General features: G+C 40.9%; 15 protein-coding genes. 12 read left to right on the top strand and 3 right to left on the bottom strand.

Annotation, left to right across the window (positions count from 1 at the left end):
* The 8 genes from GKR92_08545 (at position 1) to amt (ending at position 12,504) form a co-directional block, all read left to right on the top strand.
* Complete coding sequence (locus GKR92_08545) at positions 1–3,420, top strand: DUF11 domain-containing protein (protein ID QMU61740.1); 3,420 nt, start codon at positions 1–3, stop codon at positions 3,418–3,420.
* 192 nt (positions 3,421–3,612) lie between these two features.
* On the top strand, positions 3,613–5,610 hold the full coding sequence (gene tkt / locus GKR92_08540) for a transketolase (GenBank protein ID QMU61739.1): 1,998 nt from the start codon (positions 3,613–3,615) through the stop codon (positions 5,608–5,610).
* A 47-nt stretch (positions 5,611–5,657) separates the two neighbouring features.
* Positions 5,658–6,662 (top strand): type I glyceraldehyde-3-phosphate dehydrogenase, encoded by a 1,005-nt coding sequence (gene gap, locus GKR92_08535; GenBank protein ID QMU61738.1) that lies wholly within the window; start codon positions 5,658–5,660, stop codon positions 6,660–6,662.
* A gap of 61 nt (positions 6,663–6,723) precedes the next feature.
* Complete coding sequence (pgk, locus tag GKR92_08530; protein ID QMU61737.1) at positions 6,724–7,914, top strand: phosphoglycerate kinase; 1,191 nt, start codon at positions 6,724–6,726, stop codon at positions 7,912–7,914.
* Between the two features lie 63 nt (positions 7,915–7,977).
* Positions 7,978–9,417 carry a pyruvate kinase gene (gene pyk / locus GKR92_08525; protein ID QMU62755.1) on the top strand — a complete coding sequence of 480 codons (1,440 nt, stop codon included), beginning with the start codon at positions 7,978–7,980 and terminating at the stop codon, positions 9,415–9,417.
* Between the two features lie 83 nt (positions 9,418–9,500).
* Positions 9,501–10,526 carry a fructose-bisphosphate aldolase class I gene (locus GKR92_08520; GenBank protein QMU61736.1) on the top strand — a complete coding sequence of 342 codons (1,026 nt, stop codon included), beginning with the start codon at positions 9,501–9,503 and terminating at the stop codon, positions 10,524–10,526.
* 301 nt (positions 10,527–10,827) lie between these two features.
* The gene (locus GKR92_08515; protein QMU61735.1) at positions 10,828–11,166 is read left to right on the top strand and encodes a P-II family nitrogen regulator; all 339 of its coding nucleotides are present in this window, start codon (positions 10,828–10,830) and stop codon (positions 11,164–11,166) included.
* Between the two features lie 33 nt (positions 11,167–11,199).
* Positions 11,200–12,504, top strand: coding sequence for an ammonium transporter (gene amt, locus GKR92_08510; GenBank protein ID QMU61734.1), 1,305 nt, complete (start codon positions 11,200–11,202; stop codon positions 12,502–12,504).
* 55 nt (positions 12,505–12,559) lie between these two features.
* Here the strand turns inward: amt and bioD are convergent, their stop codons facing one another.
* A complete protein-coding gene (gene bioD, locus GKR92_08505; GenBank protein QMU61733.1) occupies positions 12,560–13,243 on the bottom strand; it encodes a dethiobiotin synthase in 684 nt (227 codons plus the stop codon).
* Between the two features lie 96 nt (positions 13,244–13,339).
* Between bioD and GKR92_08500 the strand changes: the two genes are divergently transcribed.
* From GKR92_08500 to GKR92_08490, 3 genes are read left to right on the top strand one after another with little or no spacing between them, the layout of a single operon-like run.
* Entirely contained in the window at positions 13,340–13,954 is a 615-nt protein-coding gene (locus tag GKR92_08500; GenBank protein QMU61732.1) for a TetR family transcriptional regulator, read from the top strand.
* 10 nt (positions 13,955–13,964) lie between these two features.
* Complete coding sequence (locus tag GKR92_08495; GenBank protein QMU61731.1) at positions 13,965–16,859, top strand: outer membrane lipoprotein-sorting protein; 2,895 nt, start codon at positions 13,965–13,967, stop codon at positions 16,857–16,859.
* A gap of 54 nt (positions 16,860–16,913) precedes the next feature.
* A complete protein-coding gene (locus tag GKR92_08490) occupies positions 16,914–18,101 on the top strand; it encodes a hypothetical protein (protein ID QMU62754.1) in 1,188 nt (395 codons plus the stop codon).
* 20 nt (positions 18,102–18,121) lie between these two features.
* Here the strand turns inward: GKR92_08490 and GKR92_08485 are convergent, their stop codons facing one another.
* Positions 18,122–18,694 carry a hypothetical protein gene (locus tag GKR92_08485; protein ID QMU61730.1) on the bottom strand — a complete coding sequence of 191 codons (573 nt, stop codon included), beginning with the start codon at positions 18,692–18,694 and terminating at the stop codon, positions 18,122–18,124.
* 147 nt (positions 18,695–18,841) lie between these two features.
* A complete protein-coding gene (locus GKR92_08480) occupies positions 18,842–19,726 on the bottom strand; it encodes a phosphoribosylaminoimidazolesuccinocarboxamide synthase (GenBank protein ID QMU61729.1) in 885 nt (294 codons plus the stop codon).
* A gap of 117 nt (positions 19,727–19,843) precedes the next feature.
* On the opposite strand from GKR92_08480, the gene purE reads away from it, so the two are divergent.
* Positions 19,844–20,329 carry a 5-(carboxyamino)imidazole ribonucleotide mutase gene (gene purE / locus GKR92_08475; protein ID QMU61728.1) on the top strand — a complete coding sequence of 162 codons (486 nt, stop codon included), beginning with the start codon at positions 19,844–19,846 and terminating at the stop codon, positions 20,327–20,329.
* The last annotated feature ends 1 nt before the right edge of the window (position 20,330 follow it).

Below are 20,330 nucleotides of genomic sequence, written 5' to 3'. Positions count from 1 at the left end.
GTGAATAATCTTAATTTAATAAAAGTTTCTACCAAGATATTAAGTGCCAGATTTTTAAGCATCCTTCCTTGGGTGGTTATTTTAATTATGTTTTTTCCTATGTCTGCACAAGCTGCAATATTGGATTGGAGCGCGAACGCATGGGCGCCAACGGGTGGCCTTACAGAAACATATAGTGTAGGTGGTAGCAATGTAATATTTGCTTTTGAGGATTTAGATGGTGGGTTGACTACCACAGCAGATGGTAGTCCAGGATCACCAGAGACTAATATATTTCAAACTGGCGGGACTGGGGATACAACCCTTTTTATTCGCACAAATTTTACAGATGTTTTTAATGACGAGATTACAATCACAATAGATTTTACTCACCCTGGTGGTGTTAGTGACGTTAGTTTCTCTTTGTTTGATATGGATGCAGCATCACCGCAGTGGATTGACGAATCAATTGTTACGGCAACAAACGGCACGAATACATTTGATCCAAGTTCTATAATCTCTAGTGTATCAAATCAAGTTATTGGTACAAATACTGTTCGGGGTACGTCAAGCGCAGGAAACACTTCTGCGAATGGTAATGCTACTTTCACATTTAACCAAACAGGTATTACTCAAATTACTATTGTTTACAGTAATGCAACTGGTACTAGTCAGCCGCCGAATCACAATCAATGGATCTCGCTACACGATATTACTTTTGATGTGCCGCCTACTGTTACAAAGCAGTTTAGTCCGAGCACGATTACGGCTGGCGGTGTAAGTACTCTAACAATTGATTTAGGTAATAACGACACCACTGCAGCAACACTTAGCTCAAGCTTAGTTGATAACTTACCGGCTGGTGTAACGGTGGCAAGTCCTGCCAATATAGGGGGCACATGTCCTGGCACTATAAATGCACCTGTAGGTGGTGGAACTATTACTTATACAAATGGTTCTTCTATTCCTGCTGGAGGTTGTTCGATTAGTGTGGATATTGCATCCACTTCGATTGGTACAGTTATTAACACAATTCCTGCAAATGCTTTGCAAACAGATCTAGGCAGTAATGCCAATGCAGCAACAGACAACTTAACAGTAAATTTTGCAGCACCAGCGATTACTAAAGGCTTCACTACAAGTCCAATTAATATTGGTGGGGTAAGCACGCTTACGCTTACGCTAAGTAATCCTAATGGAACTGCACTAACAGGAGCAGCGATAACTGATACATATCCTGTTCAAATAATTAATGCTACACCTTCGAATGTAGTTACAACATGTGGCGGCACCGTTACTGCAATAGATGGCGGCCCAAGTGTTAGTTTGTCTGGTGGTGCAATACCTGCTTTAGGAAGTTGCACAATAACTGTAGAGGTTACTTCTAGTACTGCGGGCACACATACCAATACAACAAGTGTAGTCAGTACAGCGCAAGCTCCCAATAGTTCAACGGCTAGTGATGATTTAATTGTCAATGCTGCGCCTACAGTAAGTAAAAATTTTGCAACTGACCCCATTGCATATGGTGCAACAAGCGTTTTGACTATTACATTGGGTAACACAAATGCTACAGCTGCAACTTTAAGTGCAGCTTTGATTGACACGTTACCAACTGCTGGGAATGGTGATGTTGTTATAGCCGCATCGCCTAATATTGGAGGTACTTGTAATAGTGCAGATGTTACGGCAGCAGCAGGTGGATCTACAATTACTTATGCAGCAGGTGCGAGCATTCCAAGTGGTGGTTGCTCTATTACAGTCGATATTTCTTCTACATCCACTGGCACTCATACAAACACGATTTCCGTAGGTGCTCTGCAAACTGATATGGGTAATAACACTGTTGCGGCTAATGATGACATCACAGTGAACCCGTCTGTGGCACCGAGCGTGAGTAAAATATTTAGTCCAGATCCAATTAGTGTTAATGGGACTAGCACCCTCACCATTACTCTTGGGAACACAAATGGAGTTGCTGCAATATTAAGCGCAGATCTTGTTGATACATTACCTACAAATGTAGTGATAGAGAATCCAGCGAATATTGGTGGCACATGCCCAGGCACAACTAACGCTACTATTGGAGGGGGCACCGTTACATATACAAATGGATCATTAATTCCTGTAGGTGGTTGTACGATTACGGTAGATGTTACATCTTCGGTTGCAGGAAATTACACAAACACAATCCCTGTAGGCGCATTACAGACAGATATAGGTAATAATCTTGTAGCGGCAAGCGACAATTTGACAATAAATATCACAGCACCGCCCACGGTTGCAAAATCTTTTAGTCCAAACACGATCAATGCAGGTGGAACCAGCCAACTAACCGTTACACTTGGAAATACAAATGCAAGTGCAATTACCTTGACGGCTAATATGGATGATAATCTTCCGGCCGGCGTTACGGCTACATCCTTAAGTGGTGCCACAACCTGTCCCGGTACGGTAGATATCAGTACCAATACACTTGTTCGTTATACAAATGGTTCTAGCATTCCAGGCGGAGGTTGCATTATTGTTGTTAATGTAACGTCTAGTACTCTTGGTGTAGTGACCAATACAATTATTGTTGGAGCACTGCAAACAAATGTTGGTAGTAATGCAAGTACAACTAGCGATAATTTAACTGTTAACGCTAGTGGAGGATCGCCTTCTTGTCCATCGGGAACAACACTTGTAACGCTTGGCACACCACGAAATGCAGATGTTGTAGTGGCAGGCAACCCATTTAATCCTACACAAGCACTGGGAACGATTTTGTCTCTAGGAAGTGGTACTAATGATAGCAACTCAGCTAGATTAGTGAACTCCAGGCCTACGATGACTTTAGATTTAACAGATACAGTGCCTCAGAATGGAACAATTATTCTTTCTATTGCGCGGAATAACAACGGCGGTAATTATGATGTTGATAGTTCAAGCGACAATGTAAGTTTTGCAGGTGTAATTAATTTTAGTGCAGGGCCAAATGATATTTCTCAACAAATTAGCTACACCGCGCCAAGTGGTGGCACAAGATTTGTTCGTTTTACCCGTAATGGTGGAAGTTTATGGGTTGATGGAGCGCAGTACTCGCAAATTTGTGAGCCTGTTCCACAAACAGATCTATCAATAACTAAAGATGATGGTAGTGCAACCTATACACCTGGAGGAACTGCTACATATACTATAACCGTTACCAATGCAGGACCAAGTAACGCGAACGGTGCAAGTGTAAATGATATCTTGCCGCGCGGCGTCAGTTTTAATGGATCTGTTACCTGTGTTGCAAATGGCACAGCCAATTGTGGAACCATAACTACCGGTAATAATGGCGGGGATGGCACGCAAGATTATTTCAATGCAATAGGTATTAATGTAAATGCCGGTGTGGGCAACAGCGCTGTCTACACTGTGCCGGTGCTGTTCTCGCCAGATATGACTGATTACTAGTTAGTAGCAATCAATATAGAGCAAATTTTACCCACTTAGTGTTGTTGCCCTTCTGAGGCAACTATTTCACAATAGCCCCAATTAATTATAGTACTGAGCCCTGTTAGACGCAGGGCTCTTTTTCTATAGAAATCTAATAATAGCTAGATAGCGGCCTCAAGCCCTACACCTTATATATAAGTATATATCTTCATGGATAATCGTCGAGAAATTGCCAATGCCATCCGAGTGTTGAGTATGGATGCCGTTCAACAGGCTAATTCAGGACATCCCGGTATGCCTATGGGTATGGCAGATATAGCCGAAGTGCTCTGGAATGACTTTCATAAGCATAATCCGAAAAACCCAAATTGGTCAGATCGTGATCGATTTGTGGTTTCAAATGGACACGGGTCCATGTTGTTGTACTCGCTACTACATTTATCGGGATACGATCTTTCCATTCAAGATCTTAAAGATTTCCGTCAGTTGCACTCGAAAACACCAGGCCACCCAGAATATGGTGACACGCCAGGTGTAGAAACCACTACTGGTCCGCTAGGCCAAGGGGTGAGTAATGCTGTGGGGCTTGCGCTAGCTGAAAAAATACTCGCGGCGCAATTTAATCAAGACGGGCTCGATATTGTTGACCACTATACCTATGCATTTGTAGGTGATGGCTGTTTGATGGAAGGTATTTCGCATGAAGCTTGTTCCTTAGCTGGAACATTGGAGCTTGGCAAGTTAATCGTTTTTTATGATGACAATGGTATTTCTATTGATGGCGAGATTGATGGTTGGTTTACCGATGATACGCCTATGCGATTCCGCGCTTATGGATGGGATGTAATCGAAAGTGTAGATGGCCATGATGCCGCGCAAATAAAAAGTGCAATTGAATCTGCTAAAAAAGAAACTTCTAAGCCAACGATTATCTGCTGCAAAACCGTTATTGGTTGGGGGGCGCCAAATAAGCAAGGTACTGGTAATGCGCATGGTGCACCACTTGGAGACGATGAAATTAAATTAGTGCGTGAAAAATTAAATTGGTCGCACGAAGCCTTTGAAATTCCAGATTCAATTTATAAAGAATGGAATGCAGACGAGAAAGGTGTACAAGCCGAAGCACAGTGGCAAGAAAAGTTTAATGCATATAAAACGAAGTATCCTGAATTAGCAGCAGAATTCGAACGTCGTACTCAGAATAAACTTCCTGATACTTGGCAGAAAGATTCTATGCAAGTTATTCAGAATGCGGTAGATGAGAAAAAGACGGTTGCAACACGAGTTGCATCTCAGCTGGCATTAGATGGTTTTGCAAAATTGCTACCTGAGTTGGCAGGCGGCTCTGCTGACTTGACGCCGTCTAATAATACTTGGTGGTCAGGCTCTAAGGATCTTGCTAAAACCGATTGGTCAGGAAATTACATACGTTATGGCGTACGTGAATTTGGCATGTCAGCGATTAATTCAGGTATCGCATTACATGGTGGGTTTATTCCATATAGTGCAACGTTTTTAGTATTTTCAGATTACGCGCGCAATGCACTACGTGTAGCAGCATTAATGAAATTGCGTAATATATTTATTTACACTCATGACTCAATTGGTTTGGGTGAAGATGGACCCACGCACCAAGCTGTAGAACAAACCGCGACCTTGCGCATGATTCCAAATATGTCAGTTTGGCGTACCGCAGATACGGTAGAGTCCGCTGTTTCTTGGAAGCACGCAATCGAGCGTGAAGACGGGCCTACATGCTTGGTATTCTCACGTCAAAATCTTCCGTTTTTAGAACGAAGTGCAGAACAAGTGGATGCTATCGCAAAAGGTGGCTACGTGCTGCATGATTGTGATGGAGCTCCAGCGCTTATTTTAATTGCTGCCGGTTCGGAAGTTGGGATAGCAATGGATGCAGCCAAACAACTTAACCAGCAAGGCAAGCAAGTACGTGTGGTATCGATGCCAAATACCAACCTATACGACCAACAGGATGCGGCCTACAAGGAATCAGTTTTACCTGCAGTAGTAAGCAAGCGAATTGCAATCGAAGCTGGTGTATCAGATTACTGGTGTAAATATGTAGGTTTACAAGGGCGTACAATTGGTATCGACACATTTGGAGCATCCGCTCCAGGTGGTGTGGCGATGAAGCATTTTGGATTTAGTGAAGAGAATATCATTAAGCAAGCATTAGAAATGCTAGCGTAAGACAACAGAATTTATTCATATTTAGAGATAGAGTACGGAGAAAGAAAATGGCGATAAAAATTGCAATTAATGGTTATGGGCGTATTGGCAGAAACATCATGCGCGCTATCTATGAATCAGGCCGCAATAATGAAATTCAAGTGGTTGCAATTAATGACTTAGGCGATGCAAATACTAATGCACACTTAACTCAGTACGATACTGCGCATGGAAAATTTAATGGGACTGTAGTTGTAGATGGTGACTACATAGTTATTAATGGTGACCGTATTCGTGTTTGCTCCGAGCGTGATCCAAGCAAACTTCCTTGGGCCGAACTTGGAGTAGATGTTGTACACGAAAGCACTGGTTTTTTCGCCAGTAAAGAAAAAGCTTCTGCACATTTAAAAGCGGGCGCTAAAAAAGTAATTATTTCTGCACCGGGTGGAAACGATGTTGACGCTACGATTGTATATGGCGTGAATCACGATACATTGAAAGCCAGTGACACGGTTATTTCTAATGCTTCATGTACAACAAACTGTTTGGCGCCATTAGTAAAGCCTTTGCATGAAAAGATCGGTGTTGAGAATGGTGTGATGACCACAATTCATGCTTATACCAACGACCAAGTTTTAACAGATGTATTTCATAGTGACTTAAGACGTGCGCGTTCAGCAACCATGTCGATGATTCCAACAAAGACTGGAGCTGCAGCTGCGGTAGGATTGGTGTTACCCATGTTAAATGGGAAGCTCGATGGGTTTTCAATGCGTGTACCAACTATAAATGTCTCTGTGGTAGATCTTACTTTCTTGGCTTCAAGAGACACTACCGTTGAAGAAGTTAATGCAGTAATGAAAGACGCGGCAGATGGGCATGTACTGGATTATGTAGATGCGCCGCTGGTATCGATTGATTTTAATCATGACCCACATTCTTCTAATTTTGATGCGACGCTTACGAAAGTGATGGGTACGCGTACTGTCAAAGTATGTTCTTGGTATGACAACGAATGGGGCTTCTCAAATCGTATGATAGATACCACCGTTGCTTTAATGAATGCTAAATAAGCAAGTGGTAAAAACACAAAAGTTTTAATTTTTATTTCATCGATGAGGGTTCTATAAAGCTATGTCAGTCTTAAGCATGGCTGATCTAGATCTTGCGAATCAGCGTGTGCTAATTCGCGAAGACCTGAATGTCCCAATAAAAGAGGGTCGTGTCACCAGTGCAAAGCGCATACAAGCTGCATTGCCTACTATACAATTTGCTGTAGATAAAGGTGCAAAAGTAATTTTACTTTCACATCGAGGTCGACCTACTGAAGGTAATTTTGATCAAAATCAATCACTACAGCCAATAGCGGATTACTTGAGAGACCAATGTAATCTTAAAATCAGATTGGAAAAGGATTGGTTGTCCGGAGTAGAACTTAATGCTGGTGAAATAGTGCTATGTGAAAATGTTCGCTTCCAAGTTGGTGAAAAAAGTAATGATGACCAGCTTGCTAAACAGATGGCACGTCTCTGTGATGTGTATGTAATGGATGCATTTGGTACTGCACATCGCGCACATGCTTCAACACATGGGGTAGCGAAATTTGCTCCAATTGCCTGTGCTGGCCCTTTATTAAAGAAAGAATTAGATTCTTTGCAAAAAGCATTAGCTGAACCTGCTCGCCCAATGGTTGCAGTTGTTGGAGGATCTAAGGTTTCCACCAAGCTAACGGTGTTGGAAACTTTATTAGATAAAGTAGATCAATTGATAGTAGGTGGAGGAATTGTGAATACATTTCTCGCTGCAATCGGCAAGCCAGTTGGCAAGTCTCTTTATGAGGCTGATTTAGTGGATACTGCAAAGTCCTTGCTTGATGTGGCTGCCAGTAAAAATACTGAGATTCCACTACCTGCTGATGTGGTATGTGCTAAGGAATTTTCTGAGACAGCTGTGGCTACGACAAAATCAGTAAATGATGTGGCAGAAGACGATTTAATATTAGATATTGGGCCTGAGTCATCTAAGCATATCGCGTCATTGATGCAAGATGCTGGCACAATTGTTTGGAATGGCCCTGTTGGTGTATTTGAGTTTGATGATTTCGCAAATGGAACTGAGGTGATGGCGAAAGCTATTGCGAATAGTCAGGCATTTTCAATAGCTGGTGGTGGCGATACACTTGCCGCAGTAGATAAATTTGGATTAGAAGAAAAGATTTCATATATCTCAACCGGTGGCGGAGCATTTTTAGAATACCTTGAAGGCAAGAAACTTCCTGCAGTTGCAGTCTTAGAACAAAGATTTAATGAACAACAATCTGCCTAAAACATATAAAGCGAAATATAAACAATGAGTTTAGTAACTGAAATACGCCAACGCAAAGCTATTCTGCGGCATACAAAAATTATAGCCACGCTTGGTCCTGCCACTGATAGTGAAAAGGTGATGGGCGAATTGATGGATGCAGGAATAGATTTAGTGCGCCTGAATTTTTCTCATGGCACGCATGAAGAGCATGCTTGGCGGATAAAAACTTTACGTAAGCTCAGCAAAGAAAAAGATTATGAAGTTGGAGTGCTGGGAGACTTGCAAGGTGCGAAAATTAGAATTGGTATATTTAAAGATAAGAAAATCCATCTTGAAGTCGGTGACCCGTTCTGCATTGATACTAATTTATCAATTGATGAAGGAAACCAACAAAGAATAGGTACGACGTATAAAGGATTAGCGGGTGATGTTGGTCCTAAGGATATTTTATTGGTTGATGATGGGCGCATCGTTTTAAAAGTGCTGGATGTTGAAAAGGGTAAGATCAATTGTGAAGTGGTGATGGGAGGCGAACTCAGCAGCAATAAGGGTATTAATCGCAAAGGTGGCGGTTTATCTGCACCAGCACTTACAAATAAAGATCGTGAAGATATAAAGCATGCAGTTGATTTTGATGTTGACTACATTGCAATTTCATTTCCACGTGATGCAGAAGATATTTTACTAGCCAAAAAATTATTTGAAGATGCTGGCGGTAATGCAGGAATCATTGCAAAAATCGAGCGTGTTGAATCATTGGAATCGATCGACGGCATCTTAGATGCGGTTGATGCCATTATGATTGGTCGCGGAGATTTGGGTGTTGAAATTGGTGATGCAGAAGTACCGGGTGTGCAAAAGTCTTTAATTGAGATGGCGCACAAAAAAAATCGTATCGCAATAACTGCAACTCAAATGATGGAGTCAATGACCTATAGCCCAATTCCGACTCGTGCTGAAGTATCTGATGTCGCCAATGCGGTATTAGATGGCACCGATGCAGTGATGTTATCGGGTGAAACGGCGGTAGGGAATTACCCGGTAAAAGCAGTGAAGGCGATGAACCGAACCTGTCTGGCTTCCGAAAGACAGGCTTTGAAAAAAATATCGGAGCAACGCACCAGTACAAAGTTTGAGAGAGTGGATGAGGCAATTGCGATGTCGGCCATGTACACCGCTAACCGTTTAGAAGTAGCAGCGATTGCAGCATTAACCGAATCTGGATCAACTGCATTGTGGATGTCGCGGGTTAATTCAGCGATACCTATTTATGCGCTTACACGCCATGAGAAAACTTTGCGTTTAGTGACATTATATAAAGGTGTCTATCCTGCAAAATTTGACGTACTGGGTCGTACCCATGCAGAAGTGAATAAAGAGGCAATAGATGTACTACAGATATGTGGGGTTGTTCAAGAAAACGACTTGGTCATAATTACTAAAGGTGACCTGATGGGTGCAGGCGGTGGTACAAGCGCTTTAAAAATTGTTCGAGTCGGTCACTTAATTGATCCTCAATAATTGCTAATATAAATCCCATAATTTATTAATAAAAATTTCGTAATTCTAAATTATAAATTAGTAGGTCTCATAGGAGAATAGAAATGAATGTTCAAGAATTAAATATAATCGCATCTGCCATGGTGGCCCCAGGCCGAGGTATTTTGGCTATGGATGAAAGTCATCCTACCTGTAATAAACGTTTTGAAGGCTTGGGTATCACAACTACAGAAGAAATGCGTCAAGCGTATCGCGACATGTTAGTTACAGCACCTGGTTTGTCTGATTATATTGGTGGCGCGATTCTGTTTGATGAAACCATTCGCCAAAAAACTTTAGAAGGTACTCCATTTGCTGAATACTTAAGAAAAAATGGGATAATCCCAGGAATTAAAGTTGATGCAGGTGCGAAAGTTCTAGCTGGACATGAAGATGAAAAAGTTACCGAGGGTTTAGATGGGCTACGTGAACGTTTAGCAGAGTATTATAAACTGGGCGCGCGTTTTTCTAAGTGGCGCGCGGTTATTACCATTGGTAAAGATATTCCTAGTTGGGCATGCATAGAGGCAAATGCGCATGCGCTTGCTCGTTATGCATTGCTCAGCCAAGAAGCAGGCATTGTGCCAATTGTAGAGCCAGAAGTTTTAATGGATGGTGATCATTCTATAGAGCAATGCTACGAAGTGACTGAATTAGCACAGCGTATTACCTTCCAGCAAATTAAAAATCAAGGTGTTGCGCTTGAAGGCATGATTCTAAAACCTTCCATGGTGATCTCGGGTGCGTCAGCTGCTAATCGTGCTGATGTGCAAACGGTTGCTGAACAAACTATTAAATGTTTATTAGCATCGGTGCCCGCATCAGTCCCTGGTATTGCATTTTTATCAGGTGGGCAAAGTGATGAAGAAGCCAGTGCACATTTAAACGCTATGAATGCGATGGGTGTGAAATTACCTTGGGCATTAACTTTTTCTTATGGCCGTGCATTGCAGCAAACAGCAATGAAAACTTGGATGGGTGAGAGCGCAAATGTTGAAAAAGCACAAAATGCATTGTTATGGCGTGCTAAATGCAATGGTTCTGCTGCTCTTGGAAAGTACACTGAAGCTATGGAAAAGCAAGCTGCTTAAATTCTACAGAAATTATTGTGGGGGAGCTTGGCTTCCCTACAAATTGATACTTCTGTGTCTTGCAAATTTTTAAGTTACTTTAACGCTCAATAAATACTCAAATCTGTAAACATGCGCACTTTATTAGTGCATATGCATGTAAATGGCCAGCAATCTCGTTACCCACTTATCGCTACTATAGTGCAATCGCACTACATATTATTTATAGTACTTTTATATTAGGAATGGGCTTGAGAGAGTCGCCCAATTATAAGAATTACATCTGTCAGTCAATAAAATTATTGAAATTAGGAGTGCTGTCATGAAAATGGTTACAGCCATTATTAAACCTTTCAAGCTTGATGATGTTCGCGAAGCATTATCTGAAATAGGCGTTATGGGTCTTACCGTAACGGAAGTAAAAGGCTTTGGTAGGCAAAAAGGACATACCGAGCTTTACCGTGGAGCAGAGTATGTAGTCGATTTTTTACCAAAAGTTAAATTAGAAATTGGCATTACTGAAGAATTAGTTGAATCCGTTATCGAGGCGGTCACCAAAGCAGCTAATACAGGAAAAATTGGTGATGGAAAAATATTTGTAACGAATATCGAGCAAGCGATTCGTATCCGTACCGGAGAAACCGGGAAAGATGCTTTATAACAATAATAAATTAAGAATCAGTAAGGAAAGATTATGAGTTTGTTTGCTAAAAATAAGTTATGGCTACTTAGCCTGGTATTTTTTGCATTGCCAAGTATGGCCTTTGCTGAAGGAGTTATAGATTCTGGGGACACTTCCTGGATGTTGACTGCTACCGCATTGGTTTTATTTATGACTATTCCTGGCTTGTCACTTTTTTATGCAGGTCTTGTGCGTAGTAAGAATGTTTTATCAGTGTTAATGCAATGCTTCACTATTACATGTATAGCTTCACTGGTTTGGCTAGTATTTGGTTACAGCCTTGCATTTAGCAATGGCGGTGAATCGCTAAATAACTGGATAGGTGGATTGTCTAATTTCTTTTTATCGGATGTAACACGCAGTTCGTTAAGTGGCACGATTCCAGAGAGTGTGTTCGTAATGTTCCAAATGACGTTTGCCATCATTACGCCTGCATTAGTGGTTGGCGGTTTTGCAGAGCGCATGAAATTTTCTGCGATGATGTGGTTTTCAGTTTTGTGGCTAGCTGTTGTTTATCTTCCAGTTTGTCACTGGGTGTGGGGTGGTGGCTGGTTAGGCGAAATGGGTGTATTAGATTTTGCTGGTGGGCTGGTTGTACACATAACTGCAGGTGTGGGTGCAATCGTGGCAGCGATGGTGCTGGGCAATCGAAAAGGATTCCCAAGAACCGCCATGCCTCCGCATAATTTAACCATGACTGTTACAGGCGCAGGAATGCTGTGGGTGGGCTGGTTTGGCTTTAATGCAGGTAGTGCAGTTGCTGCAAGTGGCGATGCAGGCATGGCTATGTTGGTTACACATATTAGTGCTGCGACGGGTTCATTAGTGTGGATGTTTGCAGAGTGGGTTAAATATGGGAAACCAAGTGTATTGGGAATAGTCACTGGCATGGTGGCAGGTCTTGGAACCATAACCCCTGCATCTGGATACGTAGGTCCAATGGGAGCAATAATAATTGGTGCTTCAGCAGGTATTGTTTGTTTTCTGGCTACAAACTTTATAAAACGCGCACTCAAAATTGACGATTCACTGGATGTTTTCCCAGTTCACGGAGTGGGCGGAATATTGGGAACACTACTAGCTGGTGTTTTAGTTGCAGAACAGTTTGGTGGAGCAGGACTAGCAGAAGGCATGACCATTAGTTCACAACTAGGTGTGCAAGCAATTGGAGTGATAGCTGTATTGGCGTGGACTGCTGTAGCAACCTTTATCATACTAAAAGTGATAAAAGCTATTATTGGCTTACGTGTTGATGAGCAAGAAGAAACTGAGGGTCTAGATATCACTCAGCACGAAGAGACTGGCTACAACATGTAGAATTAGTATCAGCAATAGTTTTAAAAAGGGCTGCAAATCGCAGCCCTTTTTGTTTCTAAATGCTGATTAGAAAGTCCACTAGAGGCTTATTGCTCTTAATTAATTCGTTGTGAGAGATTAAAAATATAGGAATCTCGAAGTAATTTTTTAAATCATCCAAATTATCCATAGCATCGTCATGTGTGGCATTTTTACTGTTTAGAATTACTGCACTTAATTCAAGCTCTTTTTGTCGAATGGCTTCAGCAGATAATAAAATATGGTTAATACATCCAAGTTGATCGTTAGCAATTAACAGCACAGGTAGCTGAAGTGCTTTTGCTAAATCCGCATTTAATCCATCTTCACATAATGGTGAATAGAAACCACCAGCACCTTCAACAAATAAGAAATCATCTGATGTACTATTTTTTAAACAAACATTCTTCAATTCTTTGATTGTTATCGGCTGTTTAACCAATCGTGCTGCGCGCTGTGGCGAAATAGCAGGCTGAAAACGAAATGGGCATATATCAGTTAATGGAATATTTTTTTCTACAGCATCATAGTAGTGATTAGCATCCGCGGGCTGTAACTCACCATCCAGTAGCCCGCAACCAGACTCAATTGGCTTACGTGGCTGCACAGAAATTTTCATTCCATATAATAAAGATACAACTTGTGAACCAATATAGGTCTTGCCAACATCAGTATCTGTACCTGTTATAAATAAGCCGTTTCTCTTCGTAGTATTTTTCATTTATATAATCAATTAGTTATAAGATCTGTTGACAAACATACCGTATGGTATGTATAACATACCGATCGGTATGATATGAAATATAAAGAATAAGCCATGCCATCTACAGCAAAGAATACTGAACAAGAAGTTGCTACCCGGCAAGTGATTTTAGAGGCTGCCTATGAAGAAATTCATGCGCGTGGGTTTCAGGGCGCAAGTCTGTCAAAAATATTGTCTTCAACAAACGTTACTAAAGGTGCGTTGTATCACTATTTCCCAACTAAATTAGAACTTGGCTATGCAGTGGTGGATGAAATTCTTGCCGAGCATATTCAACAGCAATGGGTGCAGCCACTATTAGAAACCGACGATCCTATTGCTAATTTTAAAAATATCATTATGCAAACTGGCGGGGAAATCACTGAAGAAGATATTCAATGTGGTTGTCCATTGAATAATCTCGCGCAAGAAATGGCTCCGATAGATGAAGGGTTTCGGTCACGTGTAGAAGCAGTTTATCGTTCATGGCGAAAAGGTATTGAAAGTGCATTGCTGATAGGTCAAGAAAAAGGATTTGTTAAAAAAGAAGTAAACGTTAAAAGTGTTTCCACTATGGTGGTTGCTAGTCTTGAGGGATGTATGGGTCTTGCAAAAAATGCACAAAGTAAAAAAGTATTGTTCCAATGCGGACAAAGTATTATTGATTATCTTGAAAGTTTAAGAGCATAAGGAATCGAGCATGTTAAGTAAGTATTCAGATTTTATTCTTCGATGGCGTTTTTTAGTAGTGCTCATAAGTTTGGTATGTGTGTTTTTATTTGCAGCAGGTGGGAAGAATTTAGTATTTACTAATGACTACCGTTATTTTTTTAGCGAAGATAATCCTCAATTGCTCGAATTTGAAACATTGCAAGATACTTATACAAAAAATGATAATGTTTTCATTATGTTGGAGCCTAAGGATGGCAATGTTTTCAATAAATCTTTTTTGACTGCACTAAAAGAGCTTACGGAAAATTCTTGGCAAGTACCTCACTCTATTCGGGTGGATTCCATCACTAACTTTCAGCATACGTATGCACAAGGCGATGATTTAATAGTCATAGATTTGGTTGACAATGTTGAAAGTTTGTCTAGCAAGGATTTAACTTACATTCAAAACGTGGCGCTAAATGAACCATTGTTGGTGCATCGATTAGTGTCTGCTTCATCTGAGGCTGCAGCAGTAAACATTACTATAGAGCTCCCAGGTAAGAATGAAATTATAGAAGGACCTGAAGTTGTAAACTTTACTAGGGACATGGTGATGAACTTTGAGCAGTCACATCCTGAAATTAATGTTTATAGCACAGGTATTGTGATGATGAATAATGCTTTTCCCGAAGCTAGCATTAACGACATGAAAAGTTTGATTCCCCTGGCCTTCGTCGCAATAATCATAGGGCTTTTCCTATTTTTACGCAGTATAAGCGCAACTATATCCGCATTAGTTGTAATTATTTTTTCGATTATGATGGGAATGGGTGCCGCTGGATGGTTGGGTTTTAAATTAACTCCTCCTTCAGCATCAGCACCAATTATGATTCTTACTCTTGCAGTTGCAGACTGTGTCCATTTTCTCACGACATTCTTGCATTCCATGCGCAATGGTTTGGATAAATTTGCAGCGATAAAAGAATCCCTGCGGATTAATTTTAATCCTATATTTTTAACATCACTGACTACAGCAATTGGATTTTTGAGCTTAAACTTTAGTGATGTGCCGCCATTCCATGATTTGGGCAACATCACTGCAATGGGAGTGACCTTTGCTTTTATTTTGTCTGTATTTTTCTTGCCTGCATTAACTGCGGTCTTACCATTTAAAGTGAAGCAGGGTGTGGATAGAAAAACTAAACTTATGCAAAATATTGCGAAAGTAGTGATATTGAAACGCAAAGCATTGCTATGGGGAATGGGTGCTGTGATCCTTGCGTTTTTAGCTATCATTCCACGCAATGAAATTAATGACCGTTTTGTTGAATACTTTGATGACTCTATTGAGTTTCGGCGTCATACAGATTATGTAACGGAAAAAATTTCAGGTTTATATAGTGTCCAATTTTCTCTGGAAGCTGAATCTTCAGGTGGTATTAGTGAGCCAGCGTTTTTACAGAAAATGGATAGTTTTGTCGAGTGGTTGCGCCATCAGCCTGAGGTAATGCATGTAAACGCTGTTTCAGATACATTTAAACGTTTGAATAAAAATATGCATAGTGATGACGGAAGCTTTTATAAATTACCAGGTTCACGAGAGTTAGCTGCACAGTACTTACTGTTGTATGAATTATCTTTACCTTATGGACTGGACCTAAACGATCAAATTAATATTGATAAATCATCTACGCGTATATCAACCACATTAGCAACGCTCAGCACAGATCAAATGCTAGGGTTTGAGCAAAGAGCGCGAGATTGGATTATAGGTAATGCTTCCGATATGAAAATGATTGCATCGAGTCCAGCGGTAATCTTTTCTCATCTTGCGGTGCGTAATATCGATAGCATGATAATTGGTACTTTGGTTGCATTGGCGCTTATCTCTATTATTTTAATATTTGCATTGAAATCGTTTAAGTTGGGATTAATAAGTTTGATTCCTAATCTGACCCCAATAGGCGTCGCATTTGGTATCTGGGCAATTTTTGATAGTGAGATTGGTTTAGCTTTATCTATTGTTGCTGGTATGACATTAGGAATTGTCGTTGATGATACGGTTCATTTTATGAGTAAATATTTAAGAGCGAAGCGAGAAAAAAATCTTTCAGCTACGGAAGCTGTACGTTATGCATTCGAAAATGTTGGCACTGCACTTTTAATTACTACCATTGTCTTAGCAGCAGGGTTTTTAGTGTTATCCATGTCAGCATTTGAGTTGAATTCGGCGATGGGTTTGTTGACCGCTATTGCTGCAGATAAACGTGATACCGGCTTTGAATCGCAAACTGCGGAAATGGTAATGACCTTGCGCAATCGTCAGGGTCAAGAAAGCACGCGTTATATTCGAACTCGTACATTAGAAGTGGAAGGCGATGGCGATAAAACCTTATCCATTTTTGATCGTCCTGCAGACGTGAAGCACACTGCAGTATTAACCTATAGCCATGGGCTGGAACCGGATGATCAATGGCTATATTTGCCTGCGCTCAAACGAGTTAAAAGAATTAATTCGCGAAATAAATCTGGCCCTTTTGTGGGAAGCGAATTTGCGTTTGAAGATCTTGGTTCACAAGAAGTAGAAAAATATTCTTATAAACATTTGCGAGATGAGTCATGCGGTGAATGGGAATGCCATGTAATTGAACGTTACCCTGAATATGAGTATTCGGGTTACACGCGTCAGATTGGCTGGATTGATAAAGCGGAATATCGTGTAGTCAAGATAGAGTTTTATGATCGCAAAGATGCACAACTAAAAACGTTAAGCTATTCAGGTTATCAAGAATACGAGGGAAGGTTTTGGCGACCGGATGAAATGTTTATGGTTAATCATCAAACTGGGAAAGAGACGACGTTAAAGTGGTCAAATTACGAGTTGAAGACAGATGTGCCAGAGCGTGATTTTAATTCTAATGCGCTGCCGCGATTACGCTAAAATTAATTATTAATCATGTCTACTTTACGTAAGAAATATTCTTACTTGTGTGTACTGATATGTGTTGTATCGCAAACAGTATTTCATGTTGTATCTGCGGACGAAGACTCTGCGGGAGTTTGGTCTGGCTATGTTTCTGGCCAGGGGCGAGGGTTTTGGCAAAACCCACAGTTTGATGACCAGCGTGATGGAGATCTATCATTTGCTCTCGAGCCTGAATACTATAAAGATTGGAATAACGGATTACGCGCTGTAACTTTTAAACCTTTTGCACGTCTAGATTCAACCGATCCCGAACGTTCTCATGTTGATATTCGCGAAGCGCATTATTTACATGTGCTGGGAGACTGGGAATGGCGTGTAGGTGTTGCAAAAGTATTTTGGGGAGTAACCGAATCCCAACATTTGGTCGATATAATTAATCAGACAGATCTTGTAGAGAATCTAGATACCGAAGACAAGCTGGGTCAACCCATGATAGAGACCACTTGGCTACAAGATTGGGGCGTTGTCCAATTTTACGTATTGCCTGGATTTCGAGAACGCACCTTCCCAGGGCGTAAAGGTAGGTTGCGTACAGGTTTGGTGGTCGATACGGATGAAGAAGAATATGAGTCTGGTGCCGAGGAACATCATGTTGATTGGGCGCTTCGCTTAAAAACTCAACTTGGCCCTTTCGATTTAGGGTTATCTCATTTTAATGGCACTTCACGCTCGCCAGAATTGCGAACTAAGCTAAATTCAAACGGTAGTGTTGAACTTATACCTTACTACGGGTTGATTGATCAAACGGGTTTGGATCTGCAGGCGATTTTAGGTAATTGGACCTGGAAACTAGAGTCTATTCTGCAGACTAAAAAAGGACGTGGCTTCACTGCAGCAGTAGGTGGTTTTGAGTACACCTTCTATGGAGTCAGTGAAAGCGGAGCGGATTTGGGTGTGTTATCTGAATATCACTTTGATGATCGTCATCGAAATGCTCCGGTTGGTTTTCAGGATGATATGTTTTTAGGGGCTCGCTATGTATTAAATGACGCACAAGATACGCAACTTCTGGCAGGTGGGTTCTATGATTTTGACTACAGCAGCAAAAGTGTGCGCGTTGAGTTGCAGCGAAGATTTAGCGATAGCTGGAAACTAGAAAGTGAATTGCAAATGTTTAGTGATGTAGCGAGTGAAGACCCACTACATACATTTCATCGCGACGACTATTTCCAAGTAGATCTTGCTTATTACTTTTAATTAAGTTTCTAAATGTAATCTTAAAAATTTGGAAATGCTTTGTTCATCCAGCAGTTTAAAAGATTACTAAGCTCATTTTCTAATGTCTCATCCGTGCATTCAATTTGTTTAATACTTTCTTCAATAGGAGTATAAATGCGAATTAGAACTGCTGTTACGATCCCTAATATTACAACAACAATACAATCAATAATCCCATTGTTTAATAATGTCATTATTGCAGTGAGGGAGCCTAATCCTAGAAAGAAAAACAAAATAAGTGCTGAATACATATTCTCTCTTGCGATAGGTTTTAGAATTTCTAGTGCTACACCGTTTTCAATCACTGGATGATCGTGAAGAAAAGTCTCTAGTTTTTTCTTGCCGTAAAGAATAATCGCGATCATGCAGGTCTCGCTGACAAGAAACAGCTCGAATGCAGCGCCTTTTAGCGAGGCAAGTAGTCCTGTTTCAACGCCACCGTTCAATGTAAATATCCAATATCCAACATATATGGTGAGTACCATAACGACTGAAACTGGAACAATGATGGGTGTCTTAAAGTCTCTTCGGTTTTTATCTTGAGACTTGGGTGCTGAATAAGGGTTTTCCATAAAATGCATCCTCAGCTGTCTGAAAATTTATCTTATGAGAATTATGTCTTGTGCGAGTACCGTTACATATTGAGGAAGCGTAAGGAGGTCAAAACAGCAGATGAATTGCATAATTGAACTCAACACATTTATCCGTTACTGGCAGTATTAAAGCTTTAAGCCGGTTAACCGCTCACAGGCTTCTAGGTATTTCGCGCTGGTATTGTCGATAATTTTTTGCGGAAGTTTGGGTCCGGGTGCTTGCTTATTCCAATCAAGAGTTTCCAAATAGTCACGCACATATTGTTTGTCATAACTTTTTGGGCTTTCGCCAATTTTGTATGTGTCTTGTGGCCAAAAGCGTGATGAGTCAGGCGTTAAGGCTTCATCAATTAACACGATTTCATCGTTTTCATCTAAGCCAAATTCAAACTTGGTATCGGCAATAATAATGCCTTTTTGTAATGCAAAATCGGCAGCTTCTTTATATATCTCTATGCTTAAGTCTTTTACAGTTTCTGCAATATTTTCCTCGACTAAATCTATAATTTTATCAAAGCTGACATTCTCGTCATGGTCACCGACTGCTGCTTTGGTAGAGGGGGTAAATATAGGCGAGTCGAGTTTCTGTGCTTGCTCTAAGTTTGGTGGAAGCGGCACGCTACATATAGCTCCAGTGTTTTGGTATTCCTTCCACCCGGAACCAATAACATAACCGCGTACAATCGCTTCAAAGGGTAGTGCTTTTAATTTGCGTACAATGACGCTTCTACTTCTGAGCAGTTGAATTTCTTCATCGTCTTGAATTACATCTTCCAGTTTGATATCGCTAAGGTGATTTTTTACTTTGTTGGAAAAACGATCAAACCAAAAATTCGATACTGAGGTCAGGACCATGCCTTTTTTTGGTATGGGGTCAGGTAGAATTACGTCAAAAGCTGAAAGTCGATCACTGGTGACAATTAACCAATGTTGGTCGTCTACCTCATAGATATCGCGAACTTTGCCTTGGTAGACCTTTCTGAGCGATTTTAGGTTGGATTCAAATAGCATTTTTATTCTTTTAAGTGCCTAATTCTCTTATATATGCTGGTTTTATTGGTCTGTCTCAGCCAAAATGCCCGCTTATTTTTTTATTATATTTTTCTATAGGTATCAGGGGTAGCATAAATGGCCAATCCACAAGTCAGCATAATTATGGGTAGTGATAGCGACTGGCCCGTCATGCAGGCTACTGCCGCAATTCTGGATCAGTTTGGCATATTGTACGAGAAGCGCGTGGTTTCTGCCCACCGAACACCAAAATTAATGGCTGAATTTGCTGAGTCAGCAGCATCCCGTGATGTTAAATGCATTATTGCAGGTGCAGGTGGGGCTGCACATCTACCCGGCATGGTAGCTGCGATATCAACTGTCCCTGTGCTAGGTGTACCTGTACCAAGTAAGCACTTATCGGGCCAGGATTCTTTGTATTCAATTGTGCAAATGCCTAAGGGTGTACCCGTTGCTACCTTTGCTATCGGGGAGGCGGGTGCAGCAAATGCAGGATTATTCGCAGTGGCCATGTTGGCAAATAACAATTCAGATATAAAAGCAAAGCTTGATGAATTTCGAGCATCTCAATCAGAGAAAGTTTTAAACACACAACTTCCGTAAT

This window comes from Gammaproteobacteria bacterium (genome assembly GCA_014075255.1).
Classification (GTDB): domain Bacteria; phylum Pseudomonadota; class Gammaproteobacteria; order UBA4575; family UBA4575; genus JABDMD01.
Note: the sequence above shows the minus strand (reverse complement) of the source record. Positions and strands in the feature narration are given on the sequence as shown.